The sequence below is a fragment of the Aeromonas molluscorum 848 genome (assembly GCF_000388115.1).
Taxonomy (GTDB): domain Bacteria; phylum Pseudomonadota; class Gammaproteobacteria; order Enterobacterales; family Aeromonadaceae; genus Aeromonas; species Aeromonas molluscorum.
In genome coordinates this window covers 1-17,113 of the sequence record NZ_AQGQ01000082.1, presented here as the reverse complement: position 1 = coordinate 17,113, position 17,113 = coordinate 1, and the positions used below count along the sequence as shown (strand labels likewise).

15 protein-coding genes and 2 pseudogenes are annotated in these 17,113 nt (G+C 60.4%); 6 read left to right on the top strand and 11 right to left on the bottom strand.

Translation table 11 applies throughout. The features are described 5' to 3' along the window. Positions 1–19: 19 nt before the first annotated feature. Complete coding sequence (locus tag G113_RS12065; protein ID WP_005902438.1) at positions 20–490, bottom strand: Lrp/AsnC family transcriptional regulator; 471 nt, start codon at positions 488–490, stop codon at positions 20–22. Positions 491–1,018: 528 nt separating this feature from the next. Between G113_RS12065 and G113_RS21510 the strand changes: the two genes are divergently transcribed. After that, complete coding sequence (locus G113_RS21510) at positions 1,019–1,189, top strand: hypothetical protein (RefSeq protein ID WP_005902436.1); 171 nt, start codon at positions 1,019–1,021, stop codon at positions 1,187–1,189. 77 nt (positions 1,190–1,266) lie between these two features. Here G113_RS21510 and G113_RS12060 read toward each other — a convergent pair whose 3' ends face one another. Further along, complete coding sequence (locus G113_RS12060; RefSeq protein WP_005902434.1) at positions 1,267–1,770, bottom strand: GNAT family N-acetyltransferase; 504 nt, start codon at positions 1,768–1,770, stop codon at positions 1,267–1,269. A 229-nt stretch (positions 1,771–1,999) separates the two neighbouring features. On the opposite strand from G113_RS12060, the gene G113_RS12055 reads away from it, so the two are divergent. Together G113_RS12055 and ypfJ are read left to right on the top strand one after the other, a co-directional pair. Continuing rightward, positions 2,000–2,275 (top strand): hypothetical protein, encoded by a 276-nt coding sequence (locus G113_RS12055; protein ID WP_005902432.1) that lies wholly within the window; start codon positions 2,000–2,002, stop codon positions 2,273–2,275. Between the two features lie 113 nt (positions 2,276–2,388). Further along, positions 2,389–3,252 carry a KPN_02809 family neutral zinc metallopeptidase gene (gene ypfJ / locus G113_RS12050; RefSeq protein ID WP_005902429.1) on the top strand — a complete coding sequence of 288 codons (864 nt, stop codon included), beginning with the start codon at positions 2,389–2,391 and terminating at the stop codon, positions 3,250–3,252. A gap of 70 nt (positions 3,253–3,322) precedes the next feature. Here ypfJ and G113_RS12045 read toward each other — a convergent pair whose 3' ends face one another. Further along, the gene (locus tag G113_RS12045; RefSeq protein ID WP_005902426.1) at positions 3,323–4,030 is read right to left on the bottom strand and encodes a Dph6-related ATP pyrophosphatase; all 708 of its coding nucleotides are present in this window, start codon (positions 4,028–4,030) and stop codon (positions 3,323–3,325) included. A 152-nt stretch (positions 4,031–4,182) separates the two neighbouring features. On the opposite strand from G113_RS12045, the gene G113_RS12040 reads away from it, so the two are divergent. The 3 genes from G113_RS12040 to G113_RS12030 all read left to right on the top strand — a co-directional run bounded on the left by G113_RS12040 (position 4,183) and on the right by G113_RS12030 (position 6,682). Beyond that, positions 4,183–5,499 carry an MFS transporter gene (locus tag G113_RS12040; protein ID WP_005902424.1) on the top strand — a complete coding sequence of 439 codons (1,317 nt, stop codon included), beginning with the start codon at positions 4,183–4,185 and terminating at the stop codon, positions 5,497–5,499. Between the two features lie 138 nt (positions 5,500–5,637). After that, on the top strand, positions 5,638–6,333 hold the full coding sequence (locus G113_RS12035; protein WP_005902422.1) for a MarC family NAAT transporter: 696 nt from the start codon (positions 5,638–5,640) through the stop codon (positions 6,331–6,333). Positions 6,334–6,478: 145 nt separating this feature from the next. Next, positions 6,479–6,682 carry a hypothetical protein gene (locus G113_RS12030; RefSeq protein ID WP_005902420.1) on the top strand — a complete coding sequence of 68 codons (204 nt, stop codon included), beginning with the start codon at positions 6,479–6,481 and terminating at the stop codon, positions 6,680–6,682. 119 nt (positions 6,683–6,801) lie between these two features. Here G113_RS12030 and tldD read toward each other — a convergent pair. The 8 genes and pseudogenes from tldD to G113_RS11990 all read right to left on the bottom strand — a co-directional run. After that, positions 6,802–8,164, bottom strand: a pseudogene (gene tldD / locus G113_RS12025) (metalloprotease TldD). A 344-nt stretch (positions 8,165–8,508) separates the two neighbouring features. After that, positions 8,509–9,330 carry a carbon-nitrogen hydrolase family protein gene (locus G113_RS12020; protein WP_040319175.1) on the bottom strand — a complete coding sequence of 274 codons (822 nt, stop codon included), beginning with the start codon at positions 9,328–9,330 and terminating at the stop codon, positions 8,509–8,511. A gap of 33 nt (positions 9,331–9,363) precedes the next feature. Next, complete coding sequence (locus G113_RS12015; RefSeq protein WP_005902414.1) at positions 9,364–13,260, bottom strand: YhdP family protein; 3,897 nt, start codon at positions 13,258–13,260, stop codon at positions 9,364–9,366. Further along, positions 13,260–14,729, bottom strand: coding sequence for a ribonuclease G (rng, locus tag G113_RS12010; RefSeq protein ID WP_005902412.1), 1,470 nt, complete (start codon positions 14,727–14,729; stop codon positions 13,260–13,262). Before rng ends, G113_RS12015 begins: the two co-directional genes overlap by 1 nt. An 86-nt stretch (positions 14,730–14,815) precedes the next feature. After that, on the bottom strand, positions 14,816–15,403 hold the full coding sequence (locus tag G113_RS12005) for a Maf family protein (RefSeq protein WP_005902410.1): 588 nt from the start codon (positions 15,401–15,403) through the stop codon (positions 14,816–14,818). Positions 15,404–15,405: 2 nt separating this feature from the next. Beyond that, a complete protein-coding gene (gene mreD, locus G113_RS12000; RefSeq protein WP_005902408.1) occupies positions 15,406–15,891 on the bottom strand; it encodes a rod shape-determining protein MreD in 486 nt (161 codons plus the stop codon). Next, a pseudogene (gene mreC / locus G113_RS11995) lies at positions 15,891–16,732 on the bottom strand (rod shape-determining protein MreC). The gene mreD and the pseudogene mreC overlap by 1 nt, the downstream one beginning before the upstream one ends. Positions 16,733–16,813: 81 nt before the next feature. Beyond that, on the bottom strand, positions 16,814–17,113 hold a 300-nt coding region (locus tag G113_RS11990), incomplete at its 5' end, for a rod shape-determining protein (protein WP_005902406.1).

Below are 17,113 nucleotides of genomic sequence, written 5' to 3'. Positions count from 1 at the left end.
TTTATTGGTCTAACCTGGCTCAGGTCGTCAGAAAGCAGGGCAAAGAGCGGCTGAATCTGTGCTCGAACACCAGGGATGTCTCGAGGTGGACCACCTCCTCGCGGGAGGTAAAGTGATCAAATACGAAGTTGCGCAGATGTTCGGTGTCAGCCACGCACAGATGCACCAGGAAATCGTCCTTGCCCCCCATGTGGAACAGGCTGATCACCTCGGGCAGCCGCAATATGCTATCGCGAAACTCATCGATGATCTGGCGGCTGTGGCGCGCCAGCTGCAAGGAGACCATGGCCTGTATATGACCGCCGAGAGCCTGATGATCGACCTCGCAGTGGGCCCCCTTGAGCACGCCGTCCTGCTGCAATTTCCGCACCCGCTCCAGACAGGTGGAGGGAGCCACCCCGACCAGGGCTGCCAAGTCCTTGTTGGTCATGCCGGCATCCCGAAACAGGTGCGCCAGGATATCCAGATCCAGCTGATCCAGGTTTCTCATCTCTACTCCTTGAACCGATCAAATTGCTCCAACTCTGCCCGACAACCGCACTAAACACAACGCAGAAGACGCTGGTTCTCCCCCTGCATCATCGTCATAAACACTGCGGCTTGGGCGAAAATAGGCAACGGTAAGTTCAGGCTCGTCGCTAAACGAGCAAATAAATGTTTGCTTTTTACACAAGTTAACGACATAGTGCGCGCTGGCTAGTTAATCAGCCCTGTTTATGTTTACCCTGCAATGCTTCACCTCACGATGAACCCTGTCAGTATCCGCATAACCTTCTTCTGATTTACTCGCCTTGAGAACCGCCAGGCTGTCTGCCTGCGTTGCCCGGCTCTCACGGTGCAGACCCGCTCTGCCCACCTAATTTGATTTATGCATCAGCATATTCCTTGATAGTGCAGACGCCCGTCACTCGGGCTGGGTATTCCTGCGCGCTTGTTAACCCATGAGTTGACCGCGCCCATTAACCTGAAATTTGCCAAACAAGGAGCAACCATTTAATTTATATAGAGAAATTTAATAATGACTACCATACAAATACACAAGCCACTGCGTCGCAGCAAACCCATCAACTTGCCGCCCATGGATCCGAGCCCCGGCTATCTGATCCAGTTCAATACCCGTTTCAGCGGTGGCTTTGCCATCCAGTGCGACGGCTTCCCGGCCGAGTTCTCCATCGAAGACCTCGATTAACCGGGTTCATAATAGCCGCCAGCCGAAACAGACAGGCCACCCCAAGGGGTGGCCTGTTGCATATCCGGACTTGCTCGTTAGCAAACAGGTTCGAGCAGCAGACACTCATCGCTATCCTCTCCCAACCGGATACGCGCAGTTTCCTCCATCCCCAACTTGGCCAGCAGTGCCAGTGAACTCTGATTGTCCGGGCTGACGATGGCGACCACGTAGTCGATACCAAGCCGCTCCCGGCCATCTTTCAGTGCACCACGTACCGCCTCCAGGGCATAACCCTGACCCCGATAAGCTGGCAGGAACGCATAACCAATATCCACGTGCGTCAGAGTCTCTCGTTTGACCAGACCACAGATGCCAAGCTTGGCCCCATCACTCTTTCGCGCCACCAGATAGAGGCCGAAACCATGCTGGCCATAGCTGACCCTGGGGCCCTGCTGGATGTACTGCTCGGCTCCCGCCAGATCGCGCACACCGCGATCGCCGATGAAACGATGAAAGTCGGGGTCATTGAGCAGTTCAAGAATGAAGGGGGCATCACTGGGGTCGAGTTCACGCAGGTGCAGGCGATCGGTGCGGATCATGGGTTTCTCGTGGCTTGAAGACGGAAATAGAGAGCCTCAAGACTGCACCCGAGGGGGCCCGATGACAAGCGTCACGCCATTAAATCCGGGCCTGGATCGGATTTCCTGCCAACGCGGGCCGCCACCTGATGAGGCTTTCACCACTAAGACCGGACTCGGTATCTCAAGCAGGCTATAATATCCGCCCTTATTTTCTACCCTGTCCACATCGGGCGCCAAGAGCCAGAGCATGACCGACCATAACCAAGATACCGCTGAATTTTTTGACGAACAGACTCTGCTGGAAACAGTGGAAAACCAGCTGGCCGAGGGGAATCCGCTCCAGGTCAAGGCGACCCTGATGCGCCTCACCATGAAGGGCATGCCCCGGGAAGAGGCTCTGCAATATATCGCCTGCGCCCTCGGCGCCGAGCTGATGGCGATGGATGCAGATCAGGGCCCCTTCAACCTGGTTCGCTATGGCCAGTTTCTGGACAGCCTGCCCGAGATGCCCTGGGCCGAATAATGCGCGAGCCTGGACACGGCGGCAGCCATGCCCAGGGCTGAGTCGGCCGGCGACTAGGTAGAATTCCTCCGCAGCCATTATCATTACTCCCACCGGATTGAGGAGATGTGAACATGCGCTGGCAAAACCGTCGTGAGAGCAACAATGTCGAGGATCGCCGTCAGCAAAGTGGCGGCAGCGGGGGCCTGCCCATTGGCGGCAAGGGGCGTTTGGTGCTGCTGGTGGTAGTCATGGTTGCTGGCTACTACGGGGTGGATCTCAGCCCGCTGCTCAATGGCACGGATCCCAGTCAATCAGTGTCGCAGCAACCCGGCCCCGGCAAACAGGGCACAATCCCCGCCAACGACGAGCTGGCGCGCTTCACCTCGGTGATGTTGGCTTCGACCGAAGACACCTGGGAACAGATCTTCCAGGCATCCGGCAGCCAATATCAGCCCCCCAAGCTGGTGCTCTATCGCGGCACGACTCGCACCGGTTGCGGCCAGGGGCAATCGGTGATGGGGCCCTTCTACTGCCCGGCCGACAAGTCCGTCTATATCGACCTCTCCTTCTATCAGGACATGAAGACCAAGCTGGGGGCCGATGGCGACTTCGCTCAGGGTTATGTGGTCGCCCATGAAGTGGGTCATCACGTCCAGAATCTGCTTGGCATCTCCACTAAGGTGCGTCAACAGCAGCAGGGGCTGAGCCAGGTTAAACAGAACCTGCTGTCGGTCAAGCTGGAGCTGCAGGCAGACTGTTTCGCCGGGGTCTGGGGACACCGGATGGAACGCGAGCAGATACTCGAACGCGGTGATCTGGAAGAGGCGCTCAATGCCGCCCAGGCCATAGGAGATGATCGCCTGCAACAGCAGAGCCAGGGGCGCGTGGTGCCAGACAGCTTCACCCACGGCAGCTCGGCCCAGCGTCTCGAATGGTTCAGGCGTGGCTTCGACAGCGGCGACCCTGCTCGCTGCAACACCTTCGCCAGCCGCTGATGTGATGTAAAAAGGGGCCGGATCCTGCCATGATCCGGCCCCTTTGCTATCCCATGCGAGGGAGGAAAGACTAACCACACTGAGCGTGTGTTGGCTCAACAGGCAGCAGATCGGTGAACACGAAGCCGTCCCGAGTCACCGTTTCCCCTATCTCTATCGCCAAGGGCCGCAGGAACATGGGACCATCGACCGCCAACGTGTGAAACTCGCCGTTTTCACCGCAGGGGTCCACCCCGGCAGGCAGGGCGGCCAACAGGGTCTGATCGAACTCATGACCTCCCAGGCGGGCATCCAGTTTCTTGGGATCCAGGGTGCTGATGTGCGCCTTCAAGCCGGCGGCTATCATCGTCTGTGCCAGCTCGGTCGTGTCGCTGCCCCACAGCGGGAACAGCGGTTGAATACCGGTACCCTGCAGCTGTTGTTCGCGGTAAGCGCGCACATCTTCCAGAAACAGATCCCCGAACGCCATATGCCGGATCCCGCCAGCCACCACCTCGGCCACGAAAGCGGTCATGATGCGGGCGTAATACTCGTTGCTGCACGGCCAGGGCAGATCCAGGGTGCGCAGCGGCAGACCCAGGCACTCAGCCTGCTGCATCAGCAGTTGTTTACGCACCCCATGGATGGCGACCCGTTCAAACTCCTGATTCAGGGTGCTGAACAACCCCACCACCTCAATCGTCGGATCCTGCTGCAGTCGATGCAGGGCCCAGGCGCTGTCCTTGCCACTGCTCCAGGAGAGCAGGACCTGTGTACGGGGCCTATCCATTTGTTTCATGCGATTCTCTCTTCGTGGGCAATACAGGGTTGCAAGACTGTATTGCAAATTGTGCGATTTACACCTAGGGACACAAAAGCATACTCTCGAGGCTGAGCGTATCCTCGGCATCGGGGAACAATAACTAAAAAATGATGGGGAAACATAAGGATATGACAACAGCCACACATGCGGATGGCCACGCCCGCCCACTGAATCGACAGGATTACAAGACCCTGAGTCTGGCGGCCCTCGGCGGCGCCCTCGAATTCTATGACTTTATCATCTTTGTCTTCTTCGCCGTGGTGATAGGGGAGCTCTTCTTCCCACCCGACATTCCCGAGTGGCTGCGCCAGTTTCAGACCTTCGGTATCTTCGCCGCCGGCTACCTGGCCCGCCCCCTTGGCGGTATCATCATGGCCCACTTTGGTGATCTGATCGGCCGCAAGCGCATGTTTACCCTGAGCATACTGCTGATGGCCTTGCCGACCCTGCTGATCGGCCTGCTGCCCACCTACGCCGTGCTCGGCATTGGTGCCCCCCTGGCCTTGCTGGCGCTGCGCATCATGCAGGGCGCCGCCATCGGCGGTGAGGTCCCCGGCGCCTGGGTCTTCGTGGCCGAGCACGTGCCCGCCCGTCGGGTCGGTCTCGCTTGCGGCACCCTCACCGCCGGGCTGACGGCTGGCATACTGCTCGGCTCCCTGGTCGCGACTGCGGTCAACAAGAGCATGAGCCCGAGCGATGTCAGCGACTGGGGCTGGCGCCTGCCTTTCCTGCTCGGTGGCATCTTCGGTATCGTCGCCATGTACCTGCGCCGCTGGCTGCACGAGACACCAGTGTTTGCCGAGATGCAAGCCAACAAGGCCCTGGCCGAAGAGCTGCCCCTCAAGACGGTGCTGCGTGAACACAAGAGCAGCGTGGTGATCTCCATGCTGCTGACCTGGCTGCTCTCCGCCGGCATAGTGGTGGTGATCCTGATGACCCCCTCCTATCTGCAGAAACTGCACGGGGTCAGCCCGGCCGATGCCCTGTCGGCCAACTCCCTGGCCATCGTCGCCCTGACTCTGGGCTGCATCTGCTACGGCCGTCTCATCGACAGCCTGGGCAGCGGCCCTACCTTCATGCTGGGTTCCCTGCTGCTGGCGATTGCCAGCTACAGCTTCTATCACGGCCTGCTGAACGGGACTGAGCAGCTGATCCCCCTCTATATACTGGCCGGTTTCGCGGTGGGTATTGTGGGCGCGGTACCCTATGTCATGGTGAATGCCTTCCCGGCCGTGGTACGCTTCTCCGGGCTCTCTTTCTCCTACAACGTGGCCTACGCCATCTTCGGCGGCCTGACCCCCATGCTGGTCACCTTGTGGATGAAAAATGACGTGCTGGCTCCTTCCCACTATGTGGTGGCCTTGTCGGCGCTGGGTTTCCTGCTTGGCCTCTTCCTCTGGCTGCGAGATCGCAGCGCGCGTCAGAGTGCCCCTCAGGTCGCCTGACATCCCATGATGAATGAAGCCCCGCCAGACGGGGCTTTTCCATACGGTTTCCAGTCGGCTTAGGCTGCATAATACAAACCCTCCGCCGGGCTGCTCACCCCGTCCTGCGCCCTCATCACCACTCTCACGAGGCTATTTATGTTCTTTCAGGCTGTACTGCTGACCCTGCTGGCCCTGTTGCCCATGGTAAACCCGCCCACCACGGCTACTCTGCTGCTGGGTCTGAGCAAGGGCATGTCCCGGGAACATGTGCGTCGCCAGATCAATCTCGCCGCCATCTATCTGTTAGTGACCCTCTGTGTCAGCTTCTTCATCGGCTCCTCCATCCTGGATCTGTTCGGTATCTCCATACCGGGACTGCGTCTGGCCGGTGGCCTCATCATCGGCTTTATCGGCTTTCGCATGCTGTTCCCGGCCCCGCCCCAGGCCGGTGAAACGGATGCCAACCAGAGCATCGCCTTTGTGCCGCTTACCATGCCCAGCATGTGCGGTCCGGGCACCATGGCTCTGGTGATAAGTGGTGCCGCCCAGATTGCGGATCTACCGGCAGATAGCCCGCGCCTGACTATCTACAGTGGTGTCGTGACCGCCTTCGCCCTGATGAGCCTGCTGAGCTGGGGCGTGCTCAAGCTGGCGGATCCGGTCTGCAAGCTGCTGGGGGAGACGGGCATCGATGCCATGACCCGCATCATGGGCTTCTTGTTGGTCTGTATGGGCATGCAGTTCTGCATCAACGGCATCAAGGAAGTTGCCCAGGATCCCGTGTTCCACACCACCCCTGCCGTCCAGGTAGAACACAAGAGTGCAAGTTCAACCAACCAAGCTATCGAGTAGGCGTGGGAAGGCGACGGCTCCTGATCAAGCCGGATTGAAAGAGAGGAGAGCAGGGCTTTTTGGATTGTTTTTTGTACAGCCGTGATTCAGTTTGCGAGGATTAAGGTGGTATTGCCTCAACCATTTACCCCTCAGGAGATATGCCATGGAAGATATGCTGACTGAGATCCGTAGCTACAGCCTGTTTCATGAATACCTGAACGTGGTTGGCGTCGCCACCCCCTCTCCTGCCCGGTTCGTCCAGGACTGGGAATACAAGGATGCCGACCGGCTGCTGGCCAGGATCAAGACAGATCCTCAGGGCCATACCCGATATTACATCGATGCCAGAGCCATCTCGGTCAACTGATCCCCCTCCCACAGCCCCGGCATGGTCCGGGGCTTTTTGTTGCCTCCCACGTCGATAAAACAAGGAACCCGGCACTGGGCCGGGGTCTTTGTTCAAGCACGGGCAAGCTGGATGACCTGTTACTGGGTGCCGCCCACGGTGAGCTGATCCAGCTTGAGCGTCGGCTGACCGACCCCAACCGGCACGCTCTGCCCTTCCTTGCCACAGACCCCAACGCCGCGATCCAGCGCGAGATCCCGGCCCACCATGGAGACCTGGCTCATGGCTTCCGGGCCGTTGCCGATCAGGGTTGCCCCCTTGATGGGAGTGGTTATTTTGCCATCCTCGATCAGATATGCCTCGGAGGCGGAGAAGACGAATTTGCCGGAAGTGATATCCACCTGACCACCGCCAAAGTTGGGGGCATAGATACCCTTCTTGACCGAGGCGATGATCTCCGCCGGATCATACTCACCCGCCAGCATGTAGGTGTTGGTCATGCGGGGCATCGGCAGGGCGGCGTAGGATTCGCGACGACCATTGCCCGTCGGCGCTACCCCCATCAGGCGGGCATTCTGTTTGTCTTGCAGATAGCCTTTAAGGATGCCGTTCTCGATCAGCATGTTATAGCCGCCGGGAACCCCTTCATCATCTATGGTGACAGAGCCACGGCGCCCCTGCAGGGTACCATCATCGACGATGGTGCAGTGCTTGGAGGCCACCTGCTCACCGATACGCCCGGCGAAGGCGGAGGAGCCCTTGCGGTTGAAATCCCCCTCGAGGCCATGACCGACCGCCTCGTGCAGCAGCACCCCAGGCCAGCCTGAGCCGAGCACGACGGGCATGGTGCCGGCCGGGGCGTCTATCGCCTCCAGATTGACCAGCGCCTGGCGTACCGCCTCGCGCACAAAGCCAAAAGCCCGACTCTCAAGACCATCAAGTTCCAGGAACCAATCATAACCAAAACGGCCACCCCCACCGGCGCTGCCGCGCTCGCGGCGATCGCCCCGCTCGGCCAGCACTGTCACAGAAAGACGAACCAGAGGGCGAATGTCAGCGGCCAGGGTGCCGTCGGTGGCTGCGACCAGGATCTCTTCATAGACCCCATTGATGGAAGCCATCACCTGAGTCACCGCCGGATCCAGGCTGCGGGCAAACTTGTCCATCTGTTCGAGCAGGGCAATCTTCTGATGTTTGTCCAGAGTCTGCAGAGGATCCAGGGCGGGATAGAGCAAATTGGCCGAGGTTCTGGCCCAGGCCTTCACCTTGCCCTCTGCCCCAGCGGCGGCAATGCCACGGGCGGCGGTCACGGATTGCTGCAAGGCGCGCAGGCTCAGCTCGTCCGAGTAGGCGAAAACCGGTCTTCTCGCCACTGACGGCACGCACCCCGACCCCCTGGTCGATGTTGTAACTGCCATCTTTGACGATGCCATCTTCCAACATCCAGGACTCATGCCAGCTGCGCTGGAAATAGAGATCGCCAAACTCCACCTGGTGGCTCATCAGGCTGCCGAGCAGCTGCTGCAAGCGGCCTTCATCCAGACCATGGGGGGCCAACAGTGAGGCACTCACCTGATTCAATAGACTCAACTTCTTCTCCATCCCCGTCCGGGGTCAAAAATAGGGCTCAAGGTGCCCGGCGCTCTTGGGAGGCCAGGCTCGCCATCCGATAAGGCGGCGAGTGCCGCACGAGCGGCAATGTTCGGTTCAGGATCCCATTGCGAACAGGATCATCGGCCTCAAGTTGGCCTGACCTGATATGGAATGCGCGTCGTCAGGTCGCCCCACTCGGCGCGGCATATTGCAGAGGCGCACTCGCACTGTTGCGGGCGCAGGCGGTGGGCATCTCAACGCAAGCGAGTATGCTGCAACACCGGCATGGCACGCGCCAAGTCGTCAATGAGAGCCGGATCCATTGGTGCCAGCACATTGGCGGGGCCATTGGCCTGCTGGGCCAACACCCGTCCCCAGGGATCGATGATCATGCTGTGGCCCCAGGTCTGGCGGCCCGTCTCGTGGCTGCCGCCCTGATTGGCCGCCACCACATAGCACTGGTTCTCGATGGCGCGGGCCCGTAACAACGGCTCCCAGTGCGCCTCCCCCGTCACTGCGGTAAAGGCAGCAGGCACCAGCAACACCCGGGCGCCCTGGGCGCTCAGCCGACGATAGAGCTCGGGAAAGCGCAGATCATAACAGATAGAGAGGCCGAGGGGGCCAAAGGGCGAGTCGATCAGACTGACCTCCTGACCCGGGCTGAAGGTCTCGGATTCCCGGTAACGACCATGGTTGTCCGCCACATCCACGTCGAACAGATGGATCTTGTGATAATGACCTCGGCGAACCCCCGCCGGATCGAACACCAGGGAGCTGGTGTGGATATGGTCCGAGCCGGGAATGGTGGTGGGCATGGCGCCCGCCACCAGCCAGATACCCTGTTCTTGAGCCCACCGGGCCAACTGAGCCTGAATGGGTTCAGCCTCGCTTGGCGCGGTCGCCAACGCTTCGGCCCCATCCAGATAACCCTGCCGCTCGCCAAACAGGGCGAAGTTCTCCGGCAGCAACACCAGCAGGGGGCGCGCCGAGGGAAGCGCTGCCAGCAAACTGGCGATCTGCGCCCTGTTATCGGCCCAGTGTCGCCCCGAGATCAACTGCATAGCACATAGCCACATGACTCACTCCTTGTTCATCATCCGGTTGGAGGTTCAGCGCTGGGACGGGCCATCGTGCTTGGGATTAAGCAGGAAAGGACTCACCTCATTGGGGGGCAGGGTCGGTGCCACCTGCTCCACTGCCTGCTTCTGGCCCCGGTTGAGCTTGATCATGGCCCTGTCCCGTCCCGCCTCGATAAGCTTGGGAGCGTCGATGGGGCCAGAGACTCGAAAATCGATGCGAGTGATGACATCCACCACGGGTTCGAGCAGCTTGGAGAGCGCCAGCACATAGAGCCCGGTGATGGGGGTCAAGGAGAAAGCCGCCACCACCGGCAGGGTGCCGCCCAGATTGGGGGAGAAGCTCAACTCATAATCTATCTGCCAACGTACCAGATCCAGCACCCCTTCACCTCTGAGATTACCCGCTGCCCCCTTCATGTAGAAGTCATTGTTTTGCACTGTGCCTTTGTCGATCCTGGCCGTGGCGGACATGGACTCGAAGTAGAAGCCCTTGTCGAACACATCACGAAAATCGAGGCGCAGCTTGCGCACTATGGAGTCCAGACTCAGCAAGGAGAGCAGCCGGGCGCCCTTGTCGTTCACCTCACGTAGGGTCCCGCCTTCCAGCTGGTACTCGGCCGTGCCATTCAGACTCGCCAGATCGAATCTATAGGGTACATCCTGCCAGCTGAGACTCGCCTTGGCTTTGGCTGGGGCATCGCCGATGGGGGAGATGTAACCGAGCCGCTTGAGCAGCAACTCGCTGTTTTTGCTGTTCACGTTCAGCCGGGCCCGGGTTTGCATGCCAGTGGCGCTCGCTGTCCAGTCGGCACTGCCGCTGAGCTGGCTGTTCGCCAGCCGCATATCGAGCCCTTTGAGGCTCACCTTGCCGGGAGTTGGCACCAGCTCTCCCTTGACCGACCCCAGGGGCAAGGCGCCAAAACGGCAATCCAGGCAACTGAACTTGAGCCAGGGCATGGCATCCATGATTGCCCTGTCTTGATTGGCATCGGCACCGGGTCGCAGGTCCTTGCTACTGCCGGACCAGTAAATGCGGGCAAACTTGGCATCGACCGGCTGACGGGCTGCCAGGGGGAGACGCACCACCCCCATCACGTCCGGGCTGTCGATCATTACCTCGGTCGCCCCGGCGACGGGTCCGACCGTGAAGTGCACCGCTTTGAGCAGGGCACTGCCCAGGCTAGCCTGTACCAGCTGACCGTCCACCCACCAGTCTTGCGGCAAGAAGGCGGGCCCCACCAGGGCCGCGCCCTTGTCTCCGTGCTCCGGTAACCAGCGATTGAGCTTGGCTATCCAGCCTGCCACATCGGCGTTGGGTTGGTTGATGGCGATCAGCATGGGTTTATCACGCAGCCCTCGGCCACCGGCACCGCCCACATCCAGCCGTAGTCGGCTCAGATAGGGGCTCGCCTCGTCATAGACCAGACTGCTTTGCAGCGCGATATCTGTACCCAGGGTGCCATGAATTTCGGCAACTCCATCCAGACCTCGTACCCTGACCTTGAGCGGTTGGCGCATCCCAGCCGCCTTGTTGAGCGGGGCAGGCAGGGTCAGGGCCATGCCTTGCAGCGTCGAATCGAGACCGAGCTGGAAGTTGAACGGCTTGTCGCTTGGCAGATTCAAAGCCAGCGTGCCGCGCCAGTCGCTGTGCCCCTGCAAGATGGCCAGGTCGCCTATCTGCTTCGGCTGGCGGGTACTGTCCCAATTTCCTTTGAAACCAAGCTCGACTTTATAGGCCCCTGGCTGCTGCTTGCCCTGATAGTCCAGGGTCAGGGGCTGATCCCACAGGCTGGCCTTGAGGCCGCGAAAACGGGTCTGCTCGTTGTCATAATCGAGTCGGCCTTGCACCCGCGTCAGGGGCAGATCCAGAGCAGCCACCCGTACCCGGTTGTTGTTGAAGTCGGCGTGGCCTTCGGCCTTCACCTCCCCCTCGCCATCGAGAGGAATATCGAGCTTGACGGACCCCTTGAGAGGGCCGCGCACTTCCAGCTCACGCAGAGCCTGACCGACCGAATCATTCAGGGGCGAGGCTTGCAGGTAGTCGCTGATGGCCTTGCCTTCTCCTGCTACCTTGGCGTCGATGTAGAGATGGGCTCCGGGGTAGAGATCCGGGATCCAGGCATGGACATCGTCTGATCCCGCCTTGCCGAGCCGGGTTGAGTGGCTGCGCATATCCAGGCTGGCATTCTGGAACAGCAAGTCAATCTGCAAGTCGGTGAGGGGTTGCCAGCCGGGATCAAACTGGAAGCGCGCCCTCTCGAGGGGCACGGCCACCTGGAAAATGCCCTCTCCCTTGGCATAAGGGAAATCTTTGAACTCGCCATACCAGAGCAGATCTGCCCCCTTGGCCTGCCCCCCCTGAATGGCGCCACTCAGGTAATCGACCAGGCTCTTGTCCATCACGGCGAGGGGGAAGTAGCCATCAGCGTGGGCCGCATTCTTGACGTCAACGTGGCCGGTCAGGGCCAGGAAGGGGTGTTCGAACAAGTCGAGTCGAAAACGGCTGCTGAGGCTCAAGTCAGGGTTGTCGAGGCGAATGTCCTGGCCATAGAGCACCCAGCCCTGAGGGGCGCGCCACCAATCGAGACGGGCCGAGAAATCGTCGATGGGAATGACACGCTTGAAGTGACGAGCCGGATCCAGCTTGTCTTTGCTCATCCCTAGCCGGGCGCTGCCGCCGGTCGGGGTGAGCCAGAACTCGCCGTTGAGATCCTCGACCCCTGGCACATCCTGCCAGGCCTTGAGTGTGAGATGAGCGAGGCGGCCACTCAGGGAGAGTCCCTGCCAGTCACCCGCCGCCTGCAAGGACAACGCCTGCAGCTCCCCCTCTGGCTGGGTCTGCTTGAGGGTCTCGGCCAACTCGGGATAGAGGCCCGAGACCAGCTGGCTCAGGCTGGCCGCCTGCTTGAGATCCACGGCGGGCACATAACCCTGGATCTTGTCGCCGATGCGCTCGAGTTGCAACCTGCTGCGCAACCAGGGTTTGCCGTCGAGCTTGAAGGTCATGTCGTGGCTGGCCAGTTGCCAGTCATCCCCCTCCCGACGCAGTTGTACTTTGCCCCCCTGCAGGCCCAGACGGTGAGTCTCGCCCTGTTTGGGATCTTTCCAGATGAGGTAGTTGTTACCAAAAGCGAGCAGGGAGTCGCCAATCTGACCACCGGCGAAGCTGCTCCACAACTGGAAGTCGAGCTGGCCATCGACCTTGGGCTCCCCCTGATGGATCCGGGCCAGCAGCGGGCCCAGATCGAGCTGCTTGGCGCCAAGGTAGAGTTGCCCCTCAAGCCTGTCGAAGCTGCGCGCCGGGCTGGTGACATCCAGGATCAGATCCAGGGTGCGCTCGCCCACGCCATTGACCAGATAAGCCTTGCCCACCCCCTGATGGCGCTTGCCGCTGTTTCGCCAGCGCAGATTGGCCACATCCAGTGCCCGCAACGCGCCAAGGGCAGTGGTGATGCTGACGCGGGTGTTGTGCACATCGAAGGTGTCGAGTTGGGTCAGCAAGAAACGCAGCAGGGCCCGCTGCTGGTCATGGGGCTTCTCCTTCTGCGCCTCGGCTGGCTGGCTGAGATCGAGGTGAATATCACCATCGCTCAGTTGCAATTCGCCAAACACGGGCCTGAGCCGCTGCAGAGATTGCCAGAAATCGAGATGAGCCCAGACTTTGCCGAGGCGAATAGCAAAACGCCCCGAATCCGGGGCTATGGTGAAGTTCTCAAGGGCCAACGCAGGACCGTTCTGGGTCCACCCCAAGCCGACGGCATCGACACTGGCCTCAAGCTGACTCCCCGCGAGCAAATGATCGAGCAGGGCCTGGCGATGTTGGTTGATCAGAGGACCGCCAAGGCGCACCAGGCTGACCAGCAGTGCCAGCAGTACGAAGCAGACTCCGAGGGCCAGCCAGCCCCGACTCAACCAACGGTGGATCACTACATCATCACCACATCAAATTGTTCCTGACCACAGAGCGGCTCGCTGATGAGTCGAACCTGCTTGCCGATAAAGACCTCCAGCTCGGCCAGGCTGTGGGACTCCTCCCCGCGCAGATAATCCGCCACTGCAGGCGCCGAGTAGACGGTGAACTGATCGGCATCGTAGGCACGGTTGACGCGGATGATCTCTCGCAGTATCTCGAAACAGACCGACTCCACCGTCTTGACCCGGCCGCGCCCCTTGCACTCCGGGCACTCGGAGCAGAGCACATGTTCCAGGCTTTCGCGGGTGCGCTTGCGGGTCATCTCCACCAGACCTAGCTGGGAGAAACCGTTGACGTTGGTCTTGGCCCTGTCTTTGGCCAGGGCCTGCTCCAGGCTGTGCAGCACCCTGCGCCTGTGATCCTCGGACTGCATGTCGATGAAATCGATGATGATGATGCCGCCGAGGTTGCGCAGCCGCAGATGACGGGCGATGGCCGCCGTCGCCTCGACGTTGGTGTTGAAGATGGTCTCTTCCAGATTACGGTGACCGACGAAGGCGCCGGTGTTGATATCCACCGTGGTCATCGCCTCGGTCTGATCGATGATGAGGTAGCCGCCGGATTTCAGCTCCACCTTGCGCTCCAGGGCGCGCTGGATCTCGTTCTCCACGTCGTAGAGATCAAAGATGGGCGACTCGCCCGCATAGTACTCCAGCTTGCTGGCAAGCTCGGGCACATACTCCTCGGTGAAGCGCTTGAGTGCCTCGAAGCTCTGTCTGGAATCGACCCGGATCTTGTCGAGCTCGGCGCCGACGAAGTCACGCACCACCCGAAACGCCAGGCTGGGATCTTCATAGAGGATCTTGCAGGGGGGGTATTTGTGTTTGCGCTCCAGGATCTTGCGCCACAGCCGCTTCAGGAAGGCGGCATCTTGTTCAAGTTCCTGCTCCCCCACTCCCTCGGCGGCGGTACGGATGATATAGCCACCGAGATCGTCCACATAACCGGCCACGGTGCGCTTGAGACGTTCACGCTCAGCTTCGGACTCGATCCGCTGGGAGACGCCGACGTGGGCGCTGCCCGGCATGAACACCAGATAGCGGGACGGCAGAGTGATGTCGGTGGTAAGGCGGGCACCTTTGGTACCGAGCGGATCTTTCACCACCTGTACCATGATGTCCTGACCCTGACGAACCAGCTCGGCGATGTTGCCCGCCTGGAACTGTTCTTTCTCCTTGACCGCCACACACTCGGTATGGGGCACTATGTCGGAGGCGTGCAGGAAGGCGGCCTTGTCCATGCCGATGTCGACAAAGGCAGCCTGCATGCCGGGCAGCACCCGGCTGATCTTGCCCTTGTAGATGTTGCCCACAATGCCACGCTTGGCCTGACGCTCTACGTGCACTTCTTGCAGCAGGCCGTTCTCGACCAAGGCGACCCGGGTCTCTGAGGGAGTGACGTTTACCAGCAGTTCTACCGACATAAGTTACCTTGTCTGTTCTAGTTTTGAATTCTGGGCAGCCATCCGGAACAGGGGCGGAGGTAACAGGGTAAAACCTGGGGAAAGACTCAGCCCGCCTGTTCCAGATGTGCCTTGATCAGTAGATCCGTCTCCAGCAAGGGCAGGCCGACCACGGCGCTGTAACTGCCCTCGATGCGGCTGACAAACTTGCCAGCAATCCCTTGGATACCATAAGCCCCGGCCTTGTCGCAGGGCTCGCCGGTGCGCCAATAGGCTTCGATCTCGCTCTCATCCAGCTTGCGAAAGGCCACATTGGTGGTCACCAGTCGCACATCACAGCGATCTTTCGTGGCTAGGGCCACCGCCGTCATCACCTGATGCACGCGACCGGAGAGCGCCTCCAGCATGTCTTTGGCATCGAGCAGATCCGAGGGCTTCTCCAGCACCCGATCACCGAGCACCACTATGGTGTCGGCACCGAGTACGGGAAGCACGCTTGGCGCTGCCGCCACCCCGGCCATCGCCTTGTCACGGGCAAGGCGGCAGACGTAATCCTGAGGCTTCTCACCCTCGAGACGCTGTTCCGGCACATCCAGCTTGAGCACCTCAAAGCGGTAACCGAGTTGGGTCAGCAGTTCGCGGCGACGGGGGGAGCCGGAGGCCAGATAGAGTTGCAGTTCGTTATGTTTGCTCATAATCACTTGATATTAAAGCGGCGGCGCACTTTGCGCAGCACCAGAAACACCCAAGGCCATATTAACATCGTGGAGAGGGTGGACCAGAAATAGGCCAGATTGAGACTAGCACGACCAAACAGATGCTCGGCCCAGAAGATGGTGACTTTACCCACCAGGGAGAGCAGACCTATGATGAGAGCCTGCTGCCAGAGGGAGAAGTTGCGGATCTTCTGGAACTGGAACGCCGCTAGGTAGGTACTGATGGCCATGGCCATGGCACGCACGCCGAGGGTGCTGCCCAGCAGCACATCCAGCAGCAGACCGGCCACCCAGGCGGTGCCGACATTGGCCCGGTGAGGCAAGGCCAGTGCCCAGTAAATGAGTACCATGGCGAGCCAGTCCGGCCGGAAAGGTTCGAACTGAAAGGGGAGCGGCATGATGGAGAGGCTCAGGGCCAGCATGACCGAGAGCCAGATCCAGACTCGCCCGCTAGCGGGTTCCAGCATCAGCGGGTTGCTCCCGCGGCCGAGGCAGCCGGTACCACGGCCTCTGCGTCATGGACCTCGGGCTTCTTGTCAGTCCACAGCAGCAACAGGTAGCGCAATCTGTCGAGCGCCACCAGCGGCTTGGCCTCTATCTGGGCGAAGGGCTTGCCCTCCACATAGTCGGAGCGGGTCACGGTCGCCACCGGATAGCCTTCCGGGAAGCGGCCGCCCAGGCCCGAGGTGACTAGCAGATCCCCCACCTGCACATCGGTATTGCGCGGCAGGTTGCGCAGCTCCAGCTTGTCCAGCTCGCCACTGCCGGAGGCGATGGCGCGCAGATCGTTGCGCAGCACCCGTACCGGAATGCCGTGGCTGGTGTCGGTGATGAGCAGGACGCGACTGGTGGTGGATCCCACGTGCAGTACCTGTCCTATCACCCCCTGATCGTTGATCACCGGCTGGCCGTTATAGACGCCATCCAGTGCGCCCTTGTTGATCAGTACCTGATGGCTGAAGGGTCGGAATCTACCGACAGCAGCTCGGCCACCATCTTTCGGGACTCATTATGAACTGGGGAGCCGAGCAGTTCTCGCAACCGCTGATTCTCATGCTCCAGATGATCCATCTTGAGCAGGCGCGAGCGCAGGGTGAACAACTGCTGCTCCTGCTGCTTGGTCTGCTCAATCAGGTCGGATCGGGTCTGCACCTGAGTCGACATGGTGTCGAGCAGGGAGCTGGGGGCATTGGCGATATATTGCAGCGGGCTGACGAGGGAGCTCAGATAAACGCGGACGTGACTGAACACACCGAAGCGGGAATCCGCAACGATGGCAGCAACCGAGATGATGACGGCGAGAAACAACCGTAACTGAAGCGAAGGGCCTCTACCAAAATGGGTTTCATGAGTCGTCAAAAAGAGCCGGCGCTCGGCCGGCTTTGGGTCTTATTCGTAGTGGAATAGGTCGCCACCGTGCATGTCGATCAGCTCCAGCGCCTTGCCGCCGCCACGGGCCACACAGGTGAGGGGATCCTCAGCCACGACAACCGGAATGCCAGTCTCTTCCATCAGCAGACGGTCGATGTCTTTCAGCAGGGCACCACCACCGGTCAGCACCATGCCGCGCTCGGAGATGTCGGACGCCAGTTCCGGCGGAGATTGCTCCAGGGCCACCATCACGGCGGCGACGATACCGGACAGCGGCTCTTGCAGCGCTTCCAGGATCTCGTTGGAGTTCAGAGTGAA

Excerpts from the sequence above, each read along its gene's own strand:
- G113_RS21510 (WP_005902436.1), top strand. The coding sequence starts at position 1,019 with ATGACTACCATACAAATACACAAGCCACTGCGTCGCAGCAAACCCATC.
- G113_RS12040 (WP_005902424.1), top strand. The coding sequence starts at position 4,183 with ATGACAACAGCCACACATGCGGATGGCCACGCCCGCCCACTGAATCGA.
- rng (WP_005902412.1), bottom strand. The coding sequence starts at position 14,729 with ATGTCGGTAGAACTGCTGGTAAACGTCACTCCCTCAGAGACCCGGGTC.
- G113_RS12055 (WP_005902432.1), top strand. The coding sequence starts at position 2,000 with ATGACCGACCATAACCAAGATACCGCTGAATTTTTTGACGAACAGACT.
- G113_RS12035 (WP_005902422.1), top strand. The coding sequence starts at position 5,638 with ATGTTCTTTCAGGCTGTACTGCTGACCCTGCTGGCCCTGTTGCCCATG.
- G113_RS12045 (WP_005902426.1), bottom strand. The coding sequence starts at position 4,030 with ATGAAACAAATGGATAGGCCCCGTACACAGGTCCTGCTCTCCTGGAGC.
- G113_RS12005 (WP_005902410.1), bottom strand. The coding sequence starts at position 15,403 with ATGAGCAAACATAACGAACTGCAACTCTATCTGGCCTCCGGCTCCCCC.
- ypfJ (WP_005902429.1), top strand. The coding sequence starts at position 2,389 with ATGCGCTGGCAAAACCGTCGTGAGAGCAACAATGTCGAGGATCGCCGT.
- G113_RS12065 (WP_005902438.1), bottom strand. The coding sequence starts at position 490 with ATGAGAAACCTGGATCAGCTGGATCTGGATATCCTGGCGCACCTGTTT.
- mreD (WP_005902408.1), bottom strand. The coding sequence starts at position 15,891 with ATGCTGGAACCCGCTAGCGGGCGAGTCTGGATCTGGCTCTCGGTCATG.
- G113_RS12060 (WP_005902434.1), bottom strand. The coding sequence starts at position 1,770 with ATGATCCGCACCGATCGCCTGCACCTGCGTGAACTCGACCCCAGTGAT.
- G113_RS12020 (WP_040319175.1), bottom strand. The coding sequence starts at position 9,330 with ATGTGGCTATGTGCTATGCAGTTGATCTCGGGGCGACACTGGGCCGAT.
- G113_RS12030 (WP_005902420.1), top strand. The coding sequence starts at position 6,479 with ATGGAAGATATGCTGACTGAGATCCGTAGCTACAGCCTGTTTCATGAA.